Consider the following 22108-nt stretch of genomic DNA (forward strand, 5'->3'; position numbering starts at 1 on the left):
CATCGGTGGTTTCCACTGTTGGTCCGGGTCCTTTTTCCTGCCCCGTTGCTCGTTGCTGACCTAGGCGTACAACGAGGCGAACCTGCGGTACCGGGCCAGCACGCCGGCGTCGTCCTTGCCCCGCGGAAGGTCGACGGCGGCTGCCGCCCATTCCGGAAACCGTCCGGTGAGCGCCGCGGCGGCCTGGCGCGCGGCGCCGTCCGCAACATACTCGCCCGGCGCCGGGACTGTGACGGCGGATCCCAGCAGGCTCGCAGCAACTTCCTGGACGGCGGCAGACTGTGCACCGCCGCCGACGAGGATGATCCGTTGCGCCTGCACGCCTTGGGCCTGCAGGGCCGCCAGACCGTCAGCGAGGGAGCAGACCACGCCTTCGACGGCGGCGCGCGCCAGGTTGGCCGGCGTGTAGTTGGCCCGGGTGATGCCATGCAGGGAACCGGTGGCGTCCGGCAGGTTGGGCGTCCGCTCCCCGTCAAAGTAGGGGACCAGGGTGAGGCCTCCCGCGCCGGGTCCGGCTGACAGTGCCAGCCGGTTGAACTCCGGCAGGTCCACCTCCAGCAGGGCGGCCGTGGCATCGAAGATGCGGGTGGCGTTCAGGGTGCACACGAGCGGCAGGTAGTGGCCCGCCGCGTCTGCGAACCCTGCCACCAGACCCGAGGCGTCTGCCGCCGGCGTATTGGACACTGCGAACACGGTGCCGGACGTGCCCAGCGACATCACCACGTCGCCCAGCACGGCCCCGGCGCCCAGCGCGGCGGCCGCATTGTCCCCGGCGCCTGCGGCCAGAAGGCTGCCGGCCGGCGTCCTGCCCGCCGCTTCCAACGGCCCAAGGACCTTGGGAAGGACCGGCACGTGCCCAAGGGCTGCGGACAGGACGTCCGGAAGGTACTTGCCCTCCGCCGTCGAGTAGTAGCCGGTGCCCGACGCGTCGGAGCGGTCAGTGGCCAAAGCCGCCAAGCCTTCTTCTCCGCTGCCGGGCCCGTAGCCTGCCAGCCGCCAGGTGAGCCAGTCGTGCGGCAGGCAGACGGCGGCCACTTTCGCGGCGTTTTCCGGCTCGTGGGCTGTCAGCCAGCGCAGCTTGGTCACCGTCAGGGACGCTACGGGAACGGTTCCTGTGGCTGTCGCCCAGTACTGCGCGCCGGCGGCGGGATCGCCGCCGCCGGCACCCTCGATGAGCTCCAAGGCCGCGCCGGCGCTGCGGGTGTCGTTCCACAGCAGCGCCGGACGGATCACCGCACCGTCGCTGTCCAGGCAGACCATGCCGTGCTGCTGGCCACCCACGGAGACGGCGCTGACGTCATCCAGGCCCCCGGCGTCCGCCACGGCTTTCTGCAGCGCCGTCCACCAGTGGTCCGGGTGGACCTCACTGCCCTCAGGGTGGGCGGCCCGTCCCTGGCGGACCAGCGCTCCGGTGTCGGCGTCGCGGATGACTACCTTGCAGGACTGGGTGGAGCTGTCGACTCCGGCTACGAGCGGCATGGGGTTCTCTTCTATGTGCAGGAATGGAAACGCTGCGGGGCCTGGAACATCTCCCAGGCCCCGCAGCGGGGTAGTGGATGGCTAGTGGGCACCCAGGAGGTGTTCGATGGCGAGCTGGTTGAGACGGACGAACGCGAAGGAGCGCTCCGCTGCCTTGTCGGCGTTGAAGTCCTCAAACGCGGCAGCATCCGCCAGCAGGTCCGCGGTGGTCTCACCGGCGGCGAGGGTGGTTTCGCCGAGCTCGAAGACGCCAGAGGTGGTGAGGGCTTCCTGCACCTGCGGGTCTGCGCGGAAGGCCAGCGCCCGCTCCTTCAGGAGCAGGTACATGGCCATGTTGGACTTGGCGGACTCCCACACGCCGTCGTAGCCGTCGGTGCGGGAGGGCTTGTAGTCGAAGTGCCGCGGGCCGTCGTACTTCGGGCCGCCGCCCGGGAAGCCGTTCTCCAGCAGGTCTACGGTGAAGAAGGCACTGGTGAGGTCGCCGTGGCCGAAGACCAGGTCCTGGTCGTACTTGATGCCGCGCTGGCCGTTGAGGTCGATGTGGAAGAGCTTGCCGGCCCACAGCGCCTGGGCGATGCCGTGGGTGAAGTTCAGCCCTGCCATCTGCTCGTGCCCGGTCTCGGGGTTCAGGCCAACGATGTCGCCGTGTTCCAGCTGGGCGATGAAGGCCAGGCCGTGGCCGACGGTGGGCAGGAAGATGTCGCCGCGGGGTTCGTTCGGCTTGGGCTCGAGGGCGATGCGGAGGTTGTAGCCCTTCTCCTTGATGTAGCCGGCGGCGGTGTCCACGCCCTCCTTCATGCGGTCCAGGGCGGCGGCGAGGTCCTTGGAGCCGTCGTACTCGCTGCCTTCGCGGCCGCCCCACATGACGAAGGTCTCGGCGCCGAGTTCGGCGGCGAGGTCGATGTTGCGAAGCACCTTGGACAGCGCGAACCGGCGGACCGAGCGGTCGTTTGAGGTGAAGCCGCCATCCTTGAACACGGGGTGGCTGAAGAGGTTGGTGGTCACCATCGGAACCTTCAGGCCGGTTTCAGCCAGGGCTGCACGGAAGTTCTTCAGGATGAGGTCCCGCTCGGAGGCGGAGGCGTCGAAAGGGACCAGGTCATTGTCGTGGAAGGTGATGCCGTAGGCGCCGAGCTCGGCCAGCCGGTGGACGGCTTCCACGGGGTCAAGCGCAGAGCGGGTGGCGACGCCGAACGGGTCGGCGCCGGTCCAGCCAACGGTCCAGAGGCCAAAAGTGAATTTGTCGGCGGGGGTAGGTGTGGGGGTCATGTTGATGCGTCCTTGCGATCGGGGCTCCGCGGGATTGCGAAGCATTAGTTCATTGCCTGAACTATATGAGGGGACGTAGGGTGGGGTCAATAGTCCGGCTTGCGACAGCCGGAAAAAATTGGCGGAGCGTTAAACCCGAGGAGCTTTGTGATGGTGATGCCGGCGCCTGCAGCGGCGGGACCCGGAGGCGCAGCCCCCGGAAGCGTGGGGGATGTCCGGCGCAGCAACCTTGCACTGGTCCTGGGCGCCATCGCGGAATTCCCGGCCGGCACGTGTCCCAGCCGCGCCCAGCTGGCAGGCGCCACCGGACTGACCAAAGCGTCGGTGTCCAGCCTGGTTCTGGACCTCCTGGACGCCGGGATCATCCGTGAAATAGGGCTGAACCCGCAAGGGCGGGGCCGGCCCGGCGTCGGGCTGGAGCTCAACCCCGGTCGTGCTGTCATGGGAATGGAGATCAACGTCGACTACATCTCGGCGGCGGTGGTTGACCTGGCCGGGAACGTCCTCATCCGTGAAGTCAAGGAGCGGGACAACCGGAACAGCGCTGACGCTCCGGTGCTGGCGGCGCTCGCGGTCCTGGCCGCCCGCGTCCGAAGCACTGCGGGGGAGGACGGGGTTGAGGTCCTTGGCGGAGGGCTGGCCGTGCCTGGACTCGTTGATCCTGCTGCGGCGCGGGTGCTTACCGCCCCCAACCTTGGCTGGGTTGATGTGGACCTTGACCTTGATGCTTTGTTGCCCGAGGCTCCCCTGGGCGTGGCGCTCTTCAACGAGGCCAATGCGGCAGCCCTGGCGGAACTGCGGCACCGTCCCGACAGTGCCTCCGACTTTCTGTTTGTCTCGGGCGAGGTGGGCGTCGGTGGCGGGATCGTCATCGGCTCCGAGCTGTTCACTGGGCCGGAAGGTCATGCCGGCGAAGTGGGACACGTCGTGGTGGACCCGGACGGCGGCCGCTGTTCCTGCGGGGGGACCGGCTGCCTGGAGACCGTCGCCGGCCAGGACGCCATCTTCGCCGCTGCCGGCGTGGCCCAGGAGGCTGCGTCCCGTTCCGCCAGCATGTCCGTTCTCCTGCAGGCGCTGAAGGCCGGAGACCCCAAGGCCGTCTCCGCCGTCGAACGGGCCGGCCGCTGCCTTGGCATAGCGCTCGCGTCAACGGCGCGGGTGGTCAATATCCACTCGGTGGTCCTTGGCGGGCACTTCGCCGTCCTGGAGGCCTGGCTGCGCAAACCATTGCTGGAAAGCCTGCAGAAATACGCGCCCGGCAAGTACGTGGCTGAACAGGTTGCAGTGTCCGCCGTGGGCGAATCCGGAGCCCTGCTGGGCGCCGCCGGCAGCGTCATCCGGTCCCTTGTGGAGGCGCCGCACCGGCTGCACGCGTAGCTGGAACGAACAACGCCCCGGTCTGAAGACCGGGGCGTTGCACAGGGTGCCCCAGGAGGGAATCGAACCCCCGACCGGCGGATTAGAAGGCCGCTGCTCTATCCCCTGAGCTACTGAGGCGTCGGCTTCCGGCCATCAGGCCAGCGCCTCCAAAAGTTTACCTTGCCCGGGGTACCGGCGGTCGCATCCGGCCGGCACCCTTCCTCCACACGTGTCGGATTGGCGCTTGTTGTCCACATAGGACGATCCCTGCCTGCTGCCAGGCCTTATCCGGGCGCGATGCTGGTCGTGCCTGCTAAAGGCGCCACCTTCCAGACAGGACGTAGACATGAGCGAAACGATCATCACCATCCGGGGCTTCGTGGCCACGGAGATAACGAGTTCCACCACGCCCGGGGGAGTGGCGACAGCCTCCTTCCGGCTTGGTTCCACCAGCCGCCGCTTCGACCAGGCATCCAAGACCTGGGGTGACGGGCACACCAACTGGTTCACGGTCCAGGGCTACCGCAACCTTGCTGGAACCCTGGGGTGCAGCATCAGGAAGGGGCAGCCGGTCATCGTGGTGGGCAAGCTGAAGCTCCGCACCCGGGAAAAGGACGGGCGGGTCTACCACTCCACCACCATCGACGCCGAGGCCGTGGGGCACGACCTCACCTTTGGATCTGCCAACTTCATTCGTACCGCCTCCAGGCCTGCCCTTTCCCTCGTGGAGCAGGTGCCGGATGAGGCCGCCGGAATGGACCATGACCCGGATGAACCGGAGGACCGTGAGGACGAGCATCCCGAAGACCTCGTCCAGCCCGCCGTCGTCGTCCAGGACAATGACGGCAGGCTCGCTTCGCTGGACCTGGAAACGGGGGAACTCGCCGAAGTGTAGGGACACATATCAGGCATCAGCGTTCCCCTTCAGTCCCGGGCGGACGGAACGGCGGCACCCCCATCCGCCCTCCGTCCGCCCGTCAGTCAGCCAGCACGGCCGCCGCGGAAGTCCGCCGCTAATCACGCTGATCAGGATGTCCCGGCACCCGTGACAGAATGACACAATGCTTCCCACCCCATACCAGCGGCAGAGCAAACGCGCCGGTGCAGCATTGGCATGTGCAGTCCTGGCCGTGGTTCTGTCAGGGTGTGCTGCCGGTTCTTCCGCGACTCAGCCCGCAAGTGGAGCCAGCGGCGCACAGGCATCAAAGCTGGAGGCCACGGCGGCCGCCAGCGCAAAACAGGAGCCTGCCCAGGGCGCTGGTCCGCTGGCGGGAAGCACCCGTCCCGGCGGTGAACCGCTGGCCGGCACTTCAGGCGGGACGCAGGCGTCCGCGGCTGCAGCGGCCACCGATACGGTGAAGCGGACCGTCACGGATACCCTGACCAAGTTGGCAGCGGGAACACCAAAGCCTGCCACAAGCCAGGTCAGCGAAGCCTTGGCCGGCGCCGGTATTGCGCCGGCGGTTCTCCAGGTCTCGCAAAGCCGTACGCCCACCGGGCTGGAGGCGGACGCAATCGAGGCGGCGGTGCTGCAGGGCAAGGACTGTGTGATCGGTCAGGTGCGTGAAGGCGCCGTGACGGTGACTGTCCTTCCGGTACTGGCCAGCGGGAAGTGCTTCGTCGGGTCCTGACCGCGCTGGCTGACGGGGTCAAAATGTGAGTTCTGCACGCCGACCCACTAGATTTGAGACCATGGCGGAATTTATCTACACAATGACCAAGGCCCGCAAGGCCGTTGGCGAAAAACTCATTCTTGATGACGTAAGCATGTCCTTCTTCCCGGGCGCCAAGATTGGTGTTGTGGGCCCAAACGGTGCCGGTAAGTCCACCATCCTCAAGATCATGGCCGGGCTGGACACGCCCTCCAACGGTGAGGCCAGGCTCAGCCCCGGATACAGCGTGGGCATCCTGATGCAGGAACCGCCCCTCAACGAGGAAAAGACCGTCCTGGGCAACGTCCAGGAAGGCGTTGGCGAGATCTACGGCAAGATCCAGCGCTTCAACGAGATCTCCGAGGAGATGGCCAGCCCCGATGCTGACTACGACACCCTCCTGGAGGAGATGGGCAAGCTGCAGGAAGCGATCGACGCCGCCGACGCGTGGGACCTCGACTCCCAGCTGGAGCAGGCCATGGATGCGCTGCGCTGCCCGCCGGCCGATGCCGACGTCACCAACCTCTCCGGCGGTGAGCGCCGCCGCGTAGCGCTCTGCAAGCTCCTCCTGCAGAAGCCGGACCTGCTGCTCCTCGACGAGCCCACCAACCACCTGGATGCCGAAAGCGTCCTGTGGCTCGAACAGCACCTTTCGAACTACCCCGGTGCCGTCCTTGCCGTCACCCACGACCGGTACTTCCTGGACCACGTGGCTGAATGGATCGCCGAAGTGGACCGCGGCCACCTGTACCCCTACGAAGGCAACTACTCCACCTACCTGGAGAAGAAGCGCGCCCGCCTGGAAATCCAGGGCAAGAAGGACGCCAAGCAGGCCAAGCGCCTCTCAGAGGAACTCGAGTGGGTACGCTCCAACGCCAAGGGCCGCCAAACCAAGTCGAAGGCCCGCCTGGCCCGCTACGAGGAAATGGCCGCCGAAGCCGACCGCACCCGCAAGCTTGACTTCGAAGAGATCCAGATTCCGCCGGGACCGCGCCTGGGCGGCCTGGTCCTGGAGGCCAAGAACCTCCAGAAGGGCTTCGAGGACCGGGTCCTGATCGACGGACTGTCCTTCACCCTGCCCCGCAACGGAATCGTGGGCGTCATCGGCCCCAACGGCGTGGGCAAGACCACCCTGTTCAAGACCATCGTCGGCCTCGAGCCGCTCGACGGCGGTGACCTGAAGATCGGCGACTCCGTCAAGATCTCCTACGCGGACCAGAGCCGTGGCGGCATCGACCCCAACAAGACCCTGTGGGAAGTTGTCTCGGACGGGCTGGACTTCATCCAGGTGGGCAACGTTGAAATGCCGTCCCGCGCCTACGTGGCCGCATTCGGCTTCAAGGGACCGGACCAGCAGAAGAAGGCCGGTGTCCTCTCCGGCGGTGAGCGGAACCGGCTGAACCTCGCCCTGACCCTGAAGCAGGGCGGAAACCTGCTGCTCCTCGACGAACCCACCAACGACCTCGACGTCGAAACCCTCAGCAGCCTGGAAAACGCGCTGCTGGAGTTCCCCGGCTGCGCCGTGGTGGTCTCTCACGACCGGTGGTTCCTGGACCGGGTGGCCACCCACATCCTGGCCTACGAAGGCGACGACGAGAACCCCTCCAAGTGGTACTGGTTCGAGGGCAACTTTGAATCCTATGAGGAGAACAAGGTCCAGCGGCTGGGCCCGGATGCTGCCAAGCCGCACCGCGTCACCCACCGGCGCCTCACCCGCGACTAGCCTCGACCCGCCGCCTGGCGGCAGCCCGGCGGGAGGCGCGTTGTACAAGAAGTAAGGCCGGCACCAGATGGAATTTGTCCACCTGGTGCCGGCCTTACTGATGCCCGCCGCGGGGAGGACCGGATTCAGTCGCCTTCCGGAAGGGCGGGAACGCGGACCATCCCCTCCTGCGCCACAGAAGCGACGTGCTGGCCCTCCCGGTTGAAAATCCTGCCGGTCGCCAGCCCGCGGGCGCCGTGCGCGCTCGGGGACTCCTGGACGTAGAGCAGCCATTCATCCACCCTTGCCGGGCGGTGCCACCACATGGCGTGGTCCAGGCTGGCGACGTTCATGCCGGGGCTGGTCCAGTTCAGGCCGTGCCGCCGAAGGATCGACTCGAGCAGCGTGTAGTCGCTGGCGTAGGCCAAGGCCGCGCGGTGCAGGTTGGAGTCATCCGGCATGGGGCCGAAGGTCTTCATCCAGACGGCGTTGCGGGCCTCCCGCGGTCCGTTTGCGGACACGTACAGCGGCGGGTCGACGTGCCGGATGTCGAAGGGCCGCTCATAGGCCCAGTGCCGGGCCACCGGGTGGTCGAACTTTCCCAGCAGGTCAGCCGTGCTGGGCAGCGACTCAGGGTCCGGGATCCCGGCGGGCATGGCGGAGGAGTGGTCAATGCCCTCGTCTTCACCTTGGAAGGAGGCAATCATTGACAGGATGGGCACGCCCTCCTGGTAGGCGTGGACTCGCCTGGCGGAGAAGGACCGGCCGTCGCGCAGCCGCTGCACCCCGAAGGTGATGGGCTTGTTGGCGTCACCGGGCCGCAGGAAGTAGCCGTGCATGGAGTGGACAAACCGTTCCGGATCCACGGTCCTGGTGGCTGCCACAAGAGACTGCGCCAGGACCTGCCCGCCGAACACCCTGTGATGCGGCTGCTGCTGGGAGGGGCCCAGGAAGATATCCTCGTCCGTCCGGGCGCCCTCCAGCTCACCAAGGTCCAGCAGTTCGATCAGTGATGAGGTGGGGTCTCCGCTTGGCGGCGCCAGCAGTCCGGCTTCGGCTTCAGTCATGGTCCGACTCTAGACGGCGCCGCGGGAACCGCTCAACCGGGGCGCAGCCGGTAGTGTCTAAGGTGTGTCTGAACTTCTCACCTCGTCCTTCCGTTTCGCCGATCCCCGGGATCTGGCCGACCTGAAGACGTTTGCCACCCGGGCCAAGGCCATTGACGACGGCGGAGCCATCCGCCTCCAGGCCGCCGGCTCCGTCCTCGCCGCCTACGTCTGTGTCCTGCGGCCCAGGCTCCTGGGTGAATCAACCCCCACCATCCTGGGCCTGCGCACCATGGCCCTGGCGGAACCCTCCGGAACAGATGTCACCGTGGCGTTGTCATCCGTCCTGGACCGGCTGGCACATGCGGGGGAGAACGACGTCGAATTGCCGGTTCCGCCCACCACCGTCACCGAGTCGTGGACAGGAGTAGGCGCCCCACGGGGCGGATGGGAGCTGTTGGGGTCCGTCAGCGACGCCCGTCTTCGGGCTGCGGCAGAGGCAGGCATCGCCGAAGTCGCCGGGATCGTACCGGACAAGCCGGGCGCCCTGATCGTCAACAACGCCCGGGCAGCGGTCTGGGGCCGGGAACTTGACGACGCCGGCCTGCCCGCCGGTGCGGCTTTCGCAGCCTTCGTGCTGGGGTTCCTTGGTGACGGTGACCAGAAGCTCTACCGGACCGGCCGCTGGTTCCGGCTGACTGGCCCGCGCGGCCACGTCCTGGCCAGGACCGGCAGCGGCCTGCTCTAGCCCCAGGTGGCCGGGGCAGTGTCAGCCCCGGCCCTAAAATGTCAGGAGCCGGAGGGGCTGTTCACCATCGACAAGGCGGCCCGCTCCATGTAGTCCCACAGCGTGCCTTCGTAAAGCGAAGGCAACTGCAGGGCGTCCACGGCGGTGCGCATGTGGAACAGCCACCGGTCCTTTGCCTCGGGCGTGACCTTGAACGGCATGTGCCGCATCCGCAGGCGAGGGTGGCCTCGCTCCTCCCCGTATGTCGTGGGTCCGCCCCAGTACTGCTCGAGGAACATCAGGAACCGGCGCTTCGCCGGGGCAAGATCCTCTTCCGGGTACATCGGCCGCAGCACGGGATCGGTAGCCACGCCGTCGTAAAAGACGTCGATCAGCTTCACGAAGGTCTCGTGGCCGCCCACCGCGTCGTAGAAGCTGTCGGTGTAGGCCGGCTTGCTGAACGGATCATTCTGCATCAACTGGGGCCGCTGCCCGGGGCGCGGCTCGATGGGAAGCGACATGCTAGTCCCCGGCTTTCTGGTCTGTTTTCTTGGTCTCAACGTGTGCCGAGCCCTGGTCGGTGGTCCCGTCGTCGGACTCATGCAGCGGAACGTAGCGTCCCTGGGACCGGTTGCCCACGCGCAGAATCTCGCCGTTGCGCAGGTACCAGATGGCGCCGTCGTCCGAGCGGACGCGGGTGATCCGCAGCCCCATGGACTCCACCACGCCCACCACTTCGCTGGTTTCGATCACGTCACCGATCCCGTACTGGTCCTCAATGGTAATGAAGATCCCGGCCAGGAAGTCGCGGATCAGCTGTTGGGCGCCGAAGCCGATGGCCACACCGAGGATTCCCACGCTGGTGAGCAGCGGCGCGATGTTGATGTCCAGGTTCTGCAGCACGTACATGCCGGTGATGATCACCACCAGCACGCCCACCACGCTGTTGAGCAGTGAACCGATGGTCTCGGCACGCTGCACGCGGCGTTCGTGGTCCAGGGCGCGGAAGGCCGGAGCCGCCCATTTGAACGTGGGCTTCTTGAAGAAATTGCTTCCCGAGGCCACCCGCCTGGTGATGCGGGAAATGATGAAGGTGGCCACGAGCCAGACGGCAACGCCGACGCCCAGGCTGATCACGATGCCAGGGACGCTTACGCCGGACGGCTGGCTCGCGGCGTCGGGAAGGATGGACAACATGCTGACCATGGGGGGAAGTAGCTCCTTGGGATATTGCTCTGTTCTCTTTCAACCCTATCGCCGTACCGTGGACCAATGCGCATCCTCATCCTCGGCGGAACAGCCTTCCTCTCCAAGGACATTGTTATGCAGGCGGTCGCCGCCGGGCACGACGTCACCTGCCTCGCGCGGGGAACATCCGGTGAGCCGCCGCGCGGGGCCGCATGGGTCAGGGCGGACCGTTCAACAGGCCAGGCTGCCTACGCGGAGGTTGCCGGCGAATGGGACGCGGTGATCGAGGTCGCGCGGGATCCCAAACCCGCGCGGGAGGCCCTTGCATCCCTGGCCGGCAGCGCCGGGCACTGGACCTTTGTTTCCAGCAGCTCAGCCTACGCCGAGCACTCCACGCCCGGCGCGGCGGAGGACGCGCCGCTGCTGCCGCCGTTGCCGGCAGAGGTGCCTTTCAGTCCGGAACTCTATGGCGAGTCAAAGGCAGCCATAGAGGAGGCCACCCAGGCGGCCACGAACGGCGCGGCCCACCTGTGCCGCGCCGGCCTGGTCAGCGGCCCCGGCGATCCCACGGACCGGTACGGCTACTGGCCTGGCCGCTTCGCCCGGAACCCGGGACCCGTGCTCGTCCCGGACATCGGCCCGCAGCCCACGCAGGTGATCGACGTCCGGGACCTGGCGGCCTGGATCCTGCGCGCAGCCGAACAGGGAACCACCGGCCCCCTGAACGCCATGGGGGAACAGGTGCCCTTTGCAGACCTCGTCAGTGCCTGCCGCGAGGGGTCCGCGGCCAACGCCACCACTATCACTGCCAAGGAAGACTGGCTCGTGGAACAGGGGGTCAACTACTGGGCCGGGCCCGATTCCCTTCCGCTCTGGCTGCCGCCGCACCACGAGGGCTTCATGGCCCGCAGCAACGCCGCAGCCAAAGCAGCCGGCATGGTGCTGCGGCCGTGGCGGGAAACCCTGGCGGACACGCTGGATGACGAACGCGTCCGAGGACTTGACCGGCCCCGGAAGGCCGGCCTGGCACCCGCCACGGAGCAAAGGCTTGTGGACCTGCTCCGCAGCGAAGCGGGAAGTTAGGCCACCACCGTCTCCGGCTGGTGCTCCACCGGAAAATTCACGCTGCGGGCAATGAAGCAGACCTGGTTGGCTTCATGGTGCAGCGATGCCGCAAGTTCGGCCATGCCGGCGTCGGCCACCGTCACGTGCGGATGCAGGACAACCCGTTCGAACTGGCCGCTGCCGTCCCGGTTGAGCCGCATCAGCCCCGTGGCCTCGTCCCGGTAGTCCGTGACCACCACACCGTGCTTCACCGCCACATGCAGGTAGGACAGCATGTGGCACTGCGTCAGTGCAGCCAGGAGGAGCTGCTCCGGGTTGTAGCGTTCCCGGTCCCCGTGGAAAGTGGGATCCGCCGAGCCCTTCAGGACCGGAAGGCCCGGGATGAGCACATCGTGGTCCCGCGAATAGCCCCGGTAGGACGAGGTGCCGTCACCCCGGTTGCCGGTCCACTGGACTGCCAGGGCGTACCGGTGTTCACCGAGGCTCACTCCGGGCTGCCCTCGGCCACGACGTCGGCGGCACGCGCACGCAGGGCGCGGGCAACGCCGTCGCGGTTTTCCAGCATCATGCGCCGCAGCGCGGCGCTTTCGGCTGGCAGCGACGCGAGGAACCCGTCAGTACGGTCGATGGTGGCCTGCGTGGTCAGCAGGGCCGGGTAGAGGCCGACGACGATCTGCTGGGCGAGTGCGTGCGTGCGGGTTGCCACGATGCCCGGGACAGCCGCGAAGTACTTTTCGGAGTACGGCTCCAGGAGGGAGCGGTCCAGGACCCGCATGAAGCCGGTCACTGCCGATCCCTGCAGCGCGTTGGACAGCTCGCCCTTGACCACGATCGATTCCCAGGCCGCGGCCTTTGCCTCCGGGGTGGGGATGGCGGCCTTGGCCAGCGCAGCGGCATTCTGTCCGCTGGAGGTGTTGTCCCGCTGGAGTTCCGCGTCGATGCCGTCCTGTCCCATCCGGCCGCCGGCCACCAGCGAGGCCACCAGTTCCCACCGCAGGTCCTGGTCCAGGCTCAGCCCCTCCAGGGCAGCGGACCCGTCCAGCAGGCCTGCCACCCGGTCCAGCTGGGACGCGCTGCGCGCCAGGAGGGCGAAGGCTTTAACGAACTGCAGCTGTCCGTCGGAACCGGCCGGAACGGCCGACGCCAGTTCCCACAGCCGGTCCGCCGCCGCCACCGCGGTGGCCTCACGGTGTTCCTCGGCCACGTAGAAGTTGAGGGTGGTGGCCAGCTGGCGGAGCTGGACCAGGATCACCGAGGAGTCCGTCTCCGCGGCGACGTTGGCCAGGATCAGCTCCACATACTTGCGGGCCGGTGTCTCACCGTCCCGGGCCGCGTCCCATGCGGAGTTCCACACCAGGGTCCGGGGCAGGCTCTCGGCGAAATCCTTGAGGTGCGCGGTGGCCGTTGCCAAGGACGCCGGGTCCAGCCGCACCTTGGCGTAGGCGAGGTCGTCGTCGTTGATCAGGACCAGGTCCGGTTGCGCCAGGCCGGCCAACGCCGGCACCTCGGTGCGTTCGCCGTCGACGTCCAGCTCCTCGCGGTGCACCCGCGTGAGCTTGCCGCCGTCGTCCAGGTTGTAAAACCCCACCGCCAGGCGGTGCGGGCGGAGGGTGGGCCACTCGGGAACCGCGGACTGCAGGATGGCGAAGGACCGCAGCTTCCCGTCGGAGTCCACGTCCAGCTCGGGAGCAAGGGTGTTGGCGCCGGCTGTCTCCAGCCACTGCCGGCCCCAGCCGTCCAGGTCGCGGCCGCTGGCCTTTTCCAGCTCCACCAGCAGGTCCTGGAGTTCGGTGTTCTGCCACGAGTGCTTGGCGAAGTACTCGCGGACGCCTGCCATGAACTGTTCCGGCCCCACCCAGGCCACCAGTTGCCGCAGCACCGAGGCGCCCTTGGCGTAGGTGATGCCGTCGAAGTTGACCTCAACATCCTGCAGGTCGTTGATCTCGGCGAAGATGGGGTGCGTGGTGGGCAGCTGGTCCTGGCGGTAGGCCCAGGACTTCTCCACGGAGGCGAAGGTGGTCCAGGCGCTGGTGAACGATGTGGCCTCCACGGCGGCCAGGTGGGACATGTATTCGGCGAAGGACTCGTTAAGCCACAGGTCGTTCCACCAGCGCATGGTCACCAGGTCGCCGAACCACATGTGCGCCAGTTCGTGCAGCACGGTGATGGCGCGCCGCTCGATCTGGGCCCCGGTGACCTTGCTGCGGAATACGTAGCCTTCCAGGATGGTCACCGCCCCGGCGTTCTCCATGGCGCCGGCATTGAACTCCGGCACGAACAGCTGGTCGTACTTTTCGAACGGGTACGGGCAGCCGAACTGCGCCTCGAAGAACCCGAAGCCCTGCCGCGTGAGCTCGAAGATGTTGTCAGCATCCAGGTACTGCATCAGCGACTTCCGGGCGAAGACGCCGAGCGGGACCACGCGGCCGTCAGAGCTGGTGACTTCACTGCGGACGGACTGGTAGGGGCCGGCAATCAGGGCCGTGACGTAGGAGGACAGCCGGGGCGTCGGCGCGAACGTCCACACGGACCGGGCCGAGCCGTCTTCGGCGGGCCCGGCCTCCACGGGCGCGGGTGTGGGGGAGTTGGAGATCACGTCCCAGTGCGACGGCGCGGTGACCGTGAAGGCGAAGGTTGCCTTCAAGTCGGGCTGTTCGAAGACCGTAAACATCCGCCGGGAATCGGGAACCTCGAACTGTGTATAGAGGTAGACCTCGTTGTCCACCGGATCCACGAACCGGTGCAGGCCTTCGCCGGTGTTCATGTACGGCATGTCGGCCACCACGGTCAGTTCGTTGTGCTCCGCCAGGTCCGGCAACTGGATCCGCACGCCGTCGGACACGGTGGCCGGATCAAGGCTGCGGCCGTTGAGGGTCACGCTGTGCACTGTCCGCGTGACTGCGTCGATGAAGCTGGACGATCCCGGCGCCGCTGTGAATGCCACCGTGGTGGTGCTGCCAAAGACCTCTCCGCCCCGGGTCAGGTCAAGGCTGACATCGTAGGACTCGACGGTGATCAGTTCGGCGCGCTCACGGGCTTCGGCGCGCGTCAGGTTCATGCCTGGCAAAGGAGGTCCTCCAGAGAAGTTTCGGCTGCCGGCCGGTGGTCCCGGTTCCGGCACTGTGATGCATTCTTCCATCCCTGCAGTCCTTGGCAAGTTGCGCAGGTCACAGCGGTTGCGTCCCCGGGCCGGGCGATTGGCCGGACGGCTGCAGGGGTAGCGTTAAATACATGGGAAAGCTGCTGGATTCGGTGGACACCAAGGCCCTGCGGTTCGCCGTCGGGTTCCCCGTCGTGCTGGCCGCTGCCTTCGTCTACTGTGCGTTCCTGCTGCGTCCGGAGCTTCCGGAGCCAGTCGCTATCCAATGGACGGACGACGGCGGTGCCGCCTTTGCGCCGTTTGGCGCCTATGTAGGGGTTGGTGCCGCGGGAGTTGTCGCGGCCGGCTGGCTGGTCCTGCTGCAGGCAGTGCCGCTGGGCCGGCCGGTGATGATGCGGCGGATCATGATGGGTGCGGGGCTGTTCCTCAGCCTCTTCATCACCTCCGCCCTTGCCGCCGGGCTGATTGGCCAAACCGGGCTTGCCGACGCCCGGGAGTCGCACGTGGACATGACCGTCCTCGCCCTCGGAAGCGGTGCCGCGGTATCGCTCGGCGTCGCCATGGGCATGGTGTACAAGGCTGACCGGCAATGGTCACCGGATGACGACAGGGCGCTGCAGATCGCCATCGCCCGGGAGCTGGATCCCGACCTTGCCCGGGACAGCATGAGGCTTTGGGTCCACGCACGGAGCTCCGTGTTCGTGATGATTGCCATCGCGTCCCTGTTTCCGGCAGCCCTGATTGCCGTGGTGGTCCCGTGGCTGGGGATCCTCCTGGTTGTCCTGGCCGTCATCGGCGCCGCCTTCCTCTTCGCCCGTGTCAGGGCGGACCGGCGCGGGCTGAGGGTCATGCTTGCCGGAGTGGTCCCGGTCATGGACGTCCCCGCCGACGCGATTTCGGGCGCCAGTGCCGCGGACGTAAAAGCCGCGGACTATGGCGGGTGGGGCTACCGGCACCACGGCGGGACCGCCGCCATGCTCGTCAGCAGCGGCCCCGCCGTCGTTGTCAGCAAGACTGACGGCCAGCGGCTGGCCGTCAGTGGCGGCAGCCCGGCCTCAGCCGCACGGCTGGCCGAAGTCCTCACCCGGGTGGCCGCCAGGACGCGGCCGGGCGGTGGCCCGCCCCCTTCCGGCGGACAGCCCGAGTTCTGACGGGCAGCAGTCCTAGTATCCTTATCGGTGTCGTGCCGGCCTCCAACCGGCTGGCCCAGCTCCCACAACCGAACGGAAATTGCACGTGACAACTTCCCCTGCCTTCCCGCGGGTCCATATCGCCACCGACCACGCCGGCATGGAGCTCAGCGCCCACCTGGTGTCCCACCTGACCGGGAAGGGGTACGAGGTGGTGGACCACGGGCCCAAGGTCTATGACGCCCAGGACGACTACCCGTCGTTCTGCATCAACGCCGCCCTCGCCGTCGTGGCGGACCAGCAGGCCGGCGTCCACGCCCTCGGCATCGTGCTGGGCGGATCCGGAAACGGCGAGCAGATCGCGGCCAACAAGGTCAAGGGCATCCGCGCCGCCCTCGCCTGGAACCTCTCCACCGCAACCCTGGCCCGCGAGCACAACGATGCGAACGTCGTGGCGGTGGGCGGCCGCCAGCACTCGGTGGAAGAAGCCACTGAACTGATTGAAGCGTTCCTGGCCGAACCGTTCAGCAATGACGAGCGCCATGTCCGCAGGATCGGCAAGATCGCCGCCTATGAGGCAACCGGTGAGGTCATCGAGTAGTGCCTGAAGGCCATTCCGTCCGGAGGCTGGCCCGGCAGTTCGGCGATGTCTTCGCCGGCGAGACGCTTGCTGTTTCCAGTCCGCAAGGCAGGTTCAGCGGGGGAGCGGCGCTGCTGGACGGCCGCACCATGGTCGCTGCGGAGGCGCACGGCAAGCACCTGTTCCTGCATTTCGACAACTCGCTGGTACTGCACGTCCACCTGGGCCTCTATGGCGCCTGGAGCTTTGGCGGAGACAGCACGTTCAGCGGAGCCTCCAGCATCGGCGCCCCGCGGCGGGTGGGGGAGCAGGAGGCGTTCGCTGACGGGGACGACGACGGCGGCGTACCTTACGCAGGCCCCCCGGCACCCGTCGGGGCCGTGCGTGTCAGGCTGGCCGGAAGCCACGGCTGGGCGGACCTTCGCGGTGCCACCACCTGTGAAACCATCACCGCGGCGGAGGCGGACGCCGTGCTGGCGCGGCTGGGGCCAGACCCGCTGCGGAACCTGCGCGGTGACGCCGGCCGGTTCGCGGCGAATCTCAGGGCGCGCAAGACCCCGCTCGCGGCGCTGCTCATGGACCAAAAGGTGATTGCCGGCGTCGGGAACGTCTACCGCGCCGAAGTCCTGTTCCGCCGCCGCCTCGATCCGTTGCTGCCCGGAACCGCACTGCCGGACAACGATGCCCGCAGGCTGTGGCGCGACATCGTCGCTGTCATGAACGACGGCGTCGCCGATGGGCGGATCATCACCACCCCGCCCAAGTACTGGACGCTCGACGGCACCACCGCCGCCAAGGCGGCAGCCGCGGGGATGCCAGTGCCGCCCAAAAGCGCGCACTTCCCCCACCGCGACGACGTCCATTACGTCTACAAGCGGCACGGCCTGCCCTGCAGGGTCTGCCGCACCCTGGTCCTGATTGCAGAACTGGCCGGGCGCAACCTCTACTGGTGCCCCTTCTGCCAGCAGCCGCGGGAGTAGCAAAGCACGCACGAAAAAGGCCCCTCGGGCGAGGGGCCTTTGTTGTTTGGCTGGAGGGGACGACGGGAATCGAACCCGCGTAATCAGTTTGGAAGACTGAGGCTTTACCATTAAGCTACGTCCCCGAAGGAAGATCCGTTCTTCAGCGGAAACTCCGGGCTGGCTGTTCAGGCCGGATACAACTAAACCTAATCCATGGCCTACGTGTCAAATGTGCATTCGCGACGCGTATCACCGTAGACTTGCCTGTGCACTTACGGGGTGTAGCTCAGCTTGGCTAGAGCGCCTGCTTTGGGAGCAGGAAGTCGCAGGTTCAAATCCTGTCACCCCGACTCTGCGGCCAGGACCAGCAGGCCTGGACATCCAACGCGTTTGCAGAAACCCATCCAACAATCCCAGGAGTACTTAGACCGTGAAGAGCGCTGTCGAGAACCTCACCCCCACGCGGGTCAAGCTCAATGTTGAGGTCCCCTTTGAGGAACTGAAGCCCAGCATCGACTCGGCCTACAAGACTGTTGCCTCGCAGATCCAGGTCCCAGGGTTCCGTAAAGGCAAGGTTCCCGCCAAGCTCATCGACCAGCGCGTCGGCCGCGGCTACGTCCTGGAGACCGCCATCAACGAGGGCCTCAACGGCTGGTACCAGGCTGCCGTGCAGGAGTCCGGAATCCGTCCCCTGAGCCGCCCCGAGGTGGAAATCACCGAGGTGCCGGACCCCTCCGCAACGGACGGCGGCCTGAAGTTCGCCGCCGAGGTTGACGTCCGCCCCGAAATCGAACTGCCGGACTACGCCGGCATCAAGGTTGAGGTTGCTGCAGCCGAGTCCTCCGACGAAGACGTGGACAAGGCCCTTGACGAACTGCGCGGCCGCTTCGGCACCCTGAAGTCCGTGGACCGCCCCGCCGCCGACGGTGACTTCCTCACCATCGACATCACCGCCACCATCGACGGCGAAGAGGTCGACTCCGCTGCCGGCCTGTCCTACCAGGTAGGCGCCGGCACCATGCTCGAGGGCATGGACGAGGCCGTCACCGGGCTCAGCGCCGACGAGGACGCCATCTTCGACACCACCCTGGTGGGCGGCGACCACGCCGGCGAAGCAGCCCAGGTCAAGGTTGTCGTCAAGGCCGCCAAGGAACGCGAACTGCCCGAGGCGAACGACGACTTCGCCCAGCTTGCCTCCGAGTTCGACACCCTCGCCGAACTGCGTGACGACCTCGCCAAGCAGGCTGCGGACTCCAAGATCGTGGAGCAGGGCGTCGAAGCCCGCGACAAGGTCCTGGACAAGCTGGTGGAACTCGTCGAGGTTCCCGTCCCGGACTCAGTGGTTGAAGAGCAGCTCGAAGCCCACTTCCAGGAGGGCAACGGCCACGGTGACGGCGAGCACGACACCGAGGAGCACCGCGAAGAGGTCCGTGCCAACACGGCCCGCGCCTTCCAGAACGAGATCATCCTCGACGCCATCGCGGAGAAGGAAGAAGTCGACGTCAGCCAGAACGAGCTGATCGACTACATCGTCACCACGGCCAGCCAGTACGGCATGGACCCGAACCAGTTCGCCCAGATCATCGACCAGAGCGGCCAGGTCCCCATGATGGTTTCCGAGGTCCGCCGCCGCAAGGCCCTGGCCGTCGTCCTGGGCCAGGCCACGGTGACCGACACCGAGGGCAAGGCTGTTGACCTGAGCGACTTCGTCCGCCCCGGCGGGGAAGAGGAAGCTCCGGCCGCTGAAGCAGCCGAGGCTGACTCCACGGACGCCGGCGAGGCCGAGGCTGTCGAAGCCGAGGACGCCACGGCAGAGGCCAAGGCCTAGTCCTAACAGACCCGCAGCACGGCCCCTGGATCACTCCGATCCGGGGGCCGTTCGCGTTCAAGCTGCAGCAGCACGCCACCGGTTCGGCGATCGTGCGCCGTCAGCGAACAGCCGTCGGTGCGCGAACAAAACCCAAGGGAAACCGGTTAGTGTCCAAGTAGTGATTTTCAGTGATGTCACCGTCACCAGCGAGAGGTAAGTAAACATGTCACAGCACTCAGAGGCCCCCCGGATGGCGACCGTCGATCCTGCAGCCCAGGACAACTACATTTACAACCGCCTTCTCAAGGAGCGGATCATCTGGCTGGGCTCGGAGGTGCGTGACGACAACGCCAACGCAATCTGCTCGCAGCTGCTCCTGCTCTCGGCCGAGAACCCGGAAAAGGACATCTACCTCTACATCAACTCGCCCGGCGGCTCCGTCACCGCAGGCATGGCCATCTACGACACCATGCAGTTCATCCCCAACGACGTTGTCACCGTTGCCACCGGCCTGGCAGCGTCCATGGGCCAGTTCCTGCTCTCCTCAGGCACCAAGGGCAAGCGGTACGCCACGCCCAACGCCCGCGTGCTGATGCACCAGCCGTCCGGCGGCATCGGCGGCACCGCGTCCGACATCAAGATCCAGGCCGAACTCATCCTGCACATGAAGAAGGTCATGGCTGAACTGACCGCCGACCAGACCGGCCAGACCGTGGAGACCATCCTCAAGGACAACGACCGCGACAAGTGGTTCACCGCCACCGAGGCCCTCGAATACGGCTTCTTCGACAAGATCGCCGCGCACGCCGGCTCCGTCGCAGGCGGCGGCGGAACGTCCAACGATTCCTCCGGCGAATCAGCCTCCCAGAACTAACCGGCATCAAGAACCCCTTCGATCAGGAGCAAACACAATGAACTACAACTTCGGGTGGTCAGCCGGCAATCTTCCGTCCAGCCGCTACGTTCTGCCGCAGTTCGAGGAACGCACTCCCTACGGCTTCAAGCGCCAGGACCCGTACACCAAGCTCTTCGAGGACCGCATCATCTTCCTCGGCGTGCAGGTGGACGACGCTTCCGCCGACGACATCATGGCGCAGCTGCTGGTCCTCGAGTCCACGGACCCGGACCGCGACATCACCCTCTACATCAACTCCCCGGGTGGCTCGTTCACGGCCATGACGGCGATCTACGACACCATGCAGTACATCCGCCCCGAGATCCAGACCGTTTGCCTGGGCCAGGCCGCCAGCGCGGCTGCGGTCCTGCTGGCGGCCGGTACCCCCGGCAAGCGGCTGGCCCTGCCCAACGCCCGCGTCCTGATCCACCAGCCCGCACTCTCCGGCGGCCAGGGCGGCCAGGCTTCCGACCTGGAAATCCAGGCGGCAGAGGTCATGCGCATGCGCTCCTGGCTCGAGGACACCCTTGCGCAGCACTCGGGCCGCACGTCCGAGCAGGTCAACAACGACATTGAGCGAGACAAGATCCTCACCGCCGAGGAGGCCCAGGCATACGGCCTCATCGACCAGGTGCTCGATTCACGCAAGATCAAGCCCCAGGCGATCACGCGGTAGCAGTACGGAAAGCCGGTGCGGCCCAGGTGATTTGGCCGCACCGGCCTTTTCTTTCCACCCTTGGGGGCGAATGTGACCTAGAGTGGATGGTGTCACAAACCGGTCCACGCTGGCCCGGACGATTTCAGCAATGGTGCAGGGCTGCCTGGCAGCAGGATACTAAGGGGTTCACATATGGCTCGGATTGGCGAGAGCACGGATCTGCTGAAGTGCTCTTTCTGCGGAAAGAGCCAGAAGCAGGTGCGCAAGCTCATTGCCGGGCCCGGTGTCTACATCTGCGATGAATGCATCGAGTTGTGCAACGAAATCATCGAAGAAGAGCTGGCGGAGGTCGCCGATCTTGGCAGCTTCGAACTGCCCAAGCCGCGTGAAATCTTCGACTTCCTGCAGGAATACGTCATCGGCCAGGAGCCCGCAAAACGCTCCCTCGCCGTCGCGGTCTACAACCACTACAAGCGCATCCAGGCGGGCCATGCCCCCAAGTCCGGGAGCCTGGGGGACGGCGGCCACCACGACGACGTCGAGATTGCCAAGTCCAACATCCTCCTGATCGGCCCCACCGGCTGCGGCAAGACCTACCTGGCGCAAACCCTCGCCCGCCGGCTGAACGTGCCGTTCGCCGTGGCCGACGCCACCGCCCTGACTGAGGCCGGCTATGTGGGTGAGGACGTGGAGAACATCCTGCTCAAACTCATCCAGGCCGCTGATTACGACGTCAAGAAGGCCGAGCAGGGCATCATCTACATTGATGAGATCGACAAAATCTCACGCAAGAGCGAGAACCCCTCCATCACCCGTGACGTCTCCGGTGAAGGCGTGCAGCAGGCCCTCCTGAAAATCCTGGAGGGAACCGTGGCTTCGGTCCCGCCGCAGGGCGGACGGAAGCACCCGCACCAGGAATTCATCCAGATTGACACCACGAACGTCCTGTTCATCGTGGCAGGCGCCTTCGCGGGCCTGGAGGAGATCATCGGGTCCCGTTCCGGCCGCAAGGGAATCGGCTTCGGTGCTCCGCTCAACGAGGCCAGCAAGAAGGTCGACTCTTACGGCGAGGTCATGCCGGAGGACCTGCTCAAGTTCGGACTCATCCCGGAATTCATCGGCCGGCTCCCCGTGATCACCACGGTGTCAAACCTGGACCGGGATGCCCTGATCCAGATCCTTTCCACCCCTAAGAACGCCCTGGTGAAGCAGTACCAGAAGATGTTCCAGATCGACGGCGTGGAACTGGTCTTTGACGACACCGCCCTGGAAGCCATCGCAGACCAGGCCCTGGAACGCGGCACCGGCGCCCGCGGCCTCCGCGCCATCCTTGAGGAAGTCCTGCTTCCCGTCATGTTTGACCTCCCCAGCCGTGAGGACGTTGCCAGTGTGGTGATCACCGAGGACGTGGTCCTGCGGGGGGCCGAACCCACCATGATTCCCCACGTGGCCAAACGCCGTAAATCTGCATGACCGAGAGGACCTT

Annotated in this window: 20 protein-coding genes and 3 tRNA genes; 14 read left to right on the top strand and 9 right to left on the bottom strand. The window is 66.6% G+C overall.

What is annotated here, in order from left to right; genetic code table 11:
- Positions 1–60: 60 nt before the first annotated feature.
- Entirely contained in the window at positions 61–1479 is a 1419-nt protein-coding gene (gene xylB / locus QF031_RS07840; protein WP_307426257.1) for a xylulokinase, read from the bottom strand.
- Positions 1480–1560: 81 nt separating this feature from the next.
- Positions 1561–2748 (bottom strand): xylose isomerase, encoded by a 1188-nt coding sequence (xylA, locus tag QF031_RS07845; protein WP_307426260.1) that lies wholly within the window; start codon positions 2746–2748, stop codon positions 1561–1563.
- A 150-nt stretch (positions 2749–2898) separates the two neighbouring features.
- Between xylA and QF031_RS07850 the strand changes: the two genes are divergently transcribed.
- Positions 2899–4125 carry an ROK family protein gene (locus QF031_RS07850; protein ID WP_307426263.1) on the top strand — a complete coding sequence of 409 codons (1227 nt, stop codon included), beginning with the start codon at positions 2899–2901 and terminating at the stop codon, positions 4123–4125.
- Positions 4126–4172: 47 nt separating this feature from the next.
- Here the strand turns inward: QF031_RS07850 and QF031_RS07855 are convergent.
- Positions 4173–4245 (bottom strand) — tRNA-Arg (locus tag QF031_RS07855).
- Positions 4246–4453: 208 nt separating this feature from the next.
- On the opposite strand from QF031_RS07855, the gene QF031_RS07860 reads away from it, so the two are divergent.
- The 3 genes from QF031_RS07860 to ettA all read left to right on the top strand — a co-directional run bounded on the left by QF031_RS07860 (position 4454) and on the right by ettA (position 7482).
- Positions 4454–5002: a single-stranded DNA-binding protein gene (locus tag QF031_RS07860; protein ID WP_307426266.1), complete on the top strand. Its 549-nt coding sequence runs from the start codon at positions 4454–4456 to the stop codon at positions 5000–5002.
- Positions 5003–5168: 166 nt separating this feature from the next.
- Positions 5169–5738, top strand: coding sequence for a DUF6993 domain-containing protein (locus QF031_RS07865; protein ID WP_307426270.1), 570 nt, complete (start codon positions 5169–5171; stop codon positions 5736–5738).
- Positions 5739–5799: 61 nt separating this feature from the next.
- Positions 5800–7482: an energy-dependent translational throttle protein EttA gene (gene ettA / locus QF031_RS07870; protein ID WP_307426273.1), complete on the top strand. Its 1683-nt coding sequence runs from the start codon at positions 5800–5802 to the stop codon at positions 7480–7482.
- 125 nt (positions 7483–7607) lie between these two features.
- Here ettA and QF031_RS07875 read toward each other — a convergent pair whose 3' ends face one another.
- Positions 7608–8528 (bottom strand): acyl-CoA thioesterase, encoded by a 921-nt coding sequence (locus tag QF031_RS07875; protein ID WP_307426276.1) that lies wholly within the window; start codon positions 8526–8528, stop codon positions 7608–7610.
- A gap of 64 nt (positions 8529–8592) precedes the next feature.
- On the opposite strand from QF031_RS07875, the gene QF031_RS07880 reads away from it, so the two are divergent.
- Entirely contained in the window at positions 8593–9255 is a 663-nt protein-coding gene (locus QF031_RS07880) for a hypothetical protein (RefSeq protein ID WP_307426279.1), read from the top strand.
- Positions 9256–9296: 41 nt separating this feature from the next.
- On the opposite strand, the gene QF031_RS07885 is transcribed toward QF031_RS07880, so the two are convergent.
- A complete protein-coding gene (locus tag QF031_RS07885) occupies positions 9297–9755 on the bottom strand; it encodes a globin (protein ID WP_307426281.1) in 459 nt (152 codons plus the stop codon).
- 1 nt (position 9756) lies between these two features.
- Entirely contained in the window at positions 9757–10440 is a 684-nt protein-coding gene (locus tag QF031_RS07890) for a mechanosensitive ion channel family protein (RefSeq protein ID WP_255172456.1), read from the bottom strand.
- Between the two features lie 66 nt (positions 10441–10506).
- On the opposite strand from QF031_RS07890, the gene QF031_RS07895 reads away from it, so the two are divergent.
- Positions 10507–11505 (top strand): NAD-dependent epimerase/dehydratase family protein, encoded by a 999-nt coding sequence (locus QF031_RS07895; protein ID WP_307426287.1) that lies wholly within the window; start codon positions 10507–10509, stop codon positions 11503–11505.
- Here QF031_RS07895 and QF031_RS07900 read toward each other — a convergent pair.
- Positions 11502–11975, bottom strand: coding sequence for an OsmC family protein (locus tag QF031_RS07900; RefSeq protein WP_307426291.1), 474 nt, complete (start codon positions 11973–11975; stop codon positions 11502–11504). The genes QF031_RS07895 and QF031_RS07900 overlap by 4 nt on opposite strands.
- Entirely contained in the window at positions 11972–14545 is a 2574-nt protein-coding gene (gene pepN, locus QF031_RS07905; RefSeq protein WP_307426296.1) for an aminopeptidase N, read from the bottom strand. Before pepN ends, QF031_RS07900 begins: the two co-directional genes overlap by 4 nt.
- Positions 14546–14718: 173 nt before the next feature.
- Between pepN and QF031_RS07910 the strand changes: the two genes are divergently transcribed.
- From QF031_RS07910 to QF031_RS07920, 3 genes are all read left to right on the top strand, one after another.
- Entirely contained in the window at positions 14719–15738 is a 1020-nt protein-coding gene (locus tag QF031_RS07910) for a hypothetical protein (RefSeq protein WP_307426299.1), read from the top strand.
- Positions 15739–15823: 85 nt separating this feature from the next.
- Positions 15824–16318, top strand: a complete 495-nt coding sequence (locus QF031_RS07915; protein ID WP_307426302.1) for a ribose-5-phosphate isomerase — start codon at positions 15824–15826, stop codon at positions 16316–16318.
- Positions 16318–17277 carry an Fpg/Nei family DNA glycosylase gene (locus tag QF031_RS07920; RefSeq protein WP_307426305.1) on the top strand — a complete coding sequence of 320 codons (960 nt, stop codon included), beginning with the start codon at positions 16318–16320 and terminating at the stop codon, positions 17275–17277. Before QF031_RS07915 ends, QF031_RS07920 begins: the two co-directional genes overlap by 1 nt.
- 51 nt (positions 17278–17328) lie before the next feature.
- Here the strand turns inward: QF031_RS07920 and QF031_RS07925 are convergent.
- Positions 17329–17402: transfer RNA gene (locus QF031_RS07925), tRNA-Gly, on the bottom strand.
- A 132-nt stretch (positions 17403–17534) separates the two neighbouring features.
- On the opposite strand from QF031_RS07925, the gene QF031_RS07930 reads away from it, so the two are divergent.
- The 5 genes from QF031_RS07930 to clpX all read left to right on the top strand — a co-directional run bounded on the left by QF031_RS07930 (position 17535) and on the right by clpX (position 22095).
- Positions 17535–17609: transfer RNA gene (locus QF031_RS07930), tRNA-Pro, on the top strand.
- Positions 17610–17689: 80 nt separating this feature from the next.
- Entirely contained in the window at positions 17690–19087 is a 1398-nt protein-coding gene (tig, locus tag QF031_RS07935) for a trigger factor (RefSeq protein ID WP_307426309.1), read from the top strand.
- 232 nt (positions 19088–19319) lie between these two features.
- Positions 19320–19943: an ATP-dependent Clp protease proteolytic subunit gene (locus tag QF031_RS07940; RefSeq protein WP_303695379.1), complete on the top strand. Its 624-nt coding sequence runs from the start codon at positions 19320–19322 to the stop codon at positions 19941–19943.
- Positions 19944–19980: 37 nt separating this feature from the next.
- Positions 19981–20640 (top strand): ATP-dependent Clp protease proteolytic subunit, encoded by a 660-nt coding sequence (locus QF031_RS07945; protein ID WP_307426312.1) that lies wholly within the window; start codon positions 19981–19983, stop codon positions 20638–20640.
- Between the two features lie 174 nt (positions 20641–20814).
- A complete protein-coding gene (clpX, locus tag QF031_RS07950) occupies positions 20815–22095 on the top strand; it encodes an ATP-dependent Clp protease ATP-binding subunit ClpX (protein ID WP_043450993.1) in 1281 nt (426 codons plus the stop codon).
- Positions 22096–22108 lie beyond the last annotated feature (13 nt).

The sequence above is a fragment of the Pseudarthrobacter defluvii genome (assembly GCF_030816725.1).
GTDB classification, from domain to species: Bacteria; Actinomycetota; Actinomycetes; order Actinomycetales; family Micrococcaceae; genus Arthrobacter; species Arthrobacter defluvii_A.

Coding starts and splice junctions, on each gene's coding strand:
- xylB (WP_307426257.1), bottom strand. CDS start 1,479: ATGCCGCTCGTAGCCGGAGTCGACAGCTCCACCCAGTCCTGCAAGGTA.
- xylA (WP_307426260.1), bottom strand. CDS start 2,748: ATGACCCCCACACCTACCCCCGCCGACAAATTCACTTTTGGCCTCTGG.
- QF031_RS07850 (WP_307426263.1), top strand. CDS start 2,899: ATGGTGATGCCGGCGCCTGCAGCGGCGGGACCCGGAGGCGCAGCCCCC.
- QF031_RS07860 (WP_307426266.1), top strand. CDS start 4,454: ATGAGCGAAACGATCATCACCATCCGGGGCTTCGTGGCCACGGAGATA.
- QF031_RS07865 (WP_307426270.1), top strand. CDS start 5,169: ATGCTTCCCACCCCATACCAGCGGCAGAGCAAACGCGCCGGTGCAGCA.
- ettA (WP_307426273.1), top strand. CDS start 5,800: ATGGCGGAATTTATCTACACAATGACCAAGGCCCGCAAGGCCGTTGGC.
- QF031_RS07875 (WP_307426276.1), bottom strand. CDS start 8,528: ATGACTGAAGCCGAAGCCGGACTGCTGGCGCCGCCAAGCGGAGACCCC.
- QF031_RS07885 (WP_307426281.1), bottom strand. CDS start 9,755: ATGTCGCTTCCCATCGAGCCGCGCCCCGGGCAGCGGCCCCAGTTGATG.
- QF031_RS07890 (WP_255172456.1), bottom strand. CDS start 10,440: ATGGTCAGCATGTTGTCCATCCTTCCCGACGCCGCGAGCCAGCCGTCC.
- QF031_RS07895 (WP_307426287.1), top strand. CDS start 10,507: ATGCGCATCCTCATCCTCGGCGGAACAGCCTTCCTCTCCAAGGACATT.
- pepN (WP_307426296.1), bottom strand. CDS start 14,545: ATGAACCTGACGCGCGCCGAAGCCCGTGAGCGCGCCGAACTGATCACC.
- QF031_RS07910 (WP_307426299.1), top strand. CDS start 14,719: ATGGGAAAGCTGCTGGATTCGGTGGACACCAAGGCCCTGCGGTTCGCC.
- QF031_RS07940 (WP_303695379.1), top strand. CDS start 19,320: ATGGCGACCGTCGATCCTGCAGCCCAGGACAACTACATTTACAACCGC.
- QF031_RS07945 (WP_307426312.1), top strand. CDS start 19,981: ATGAACTACAACTTCGGGTGGTCAGCCGGCAATCTTCCGTCCAGCCGC.
- clpX (WP_043450993.1), top strand. CDS start 20,815: ATGGCTCGGATTGGCGAGAGCACGGATCTGCTGAAGTGCTCTTTCTGC.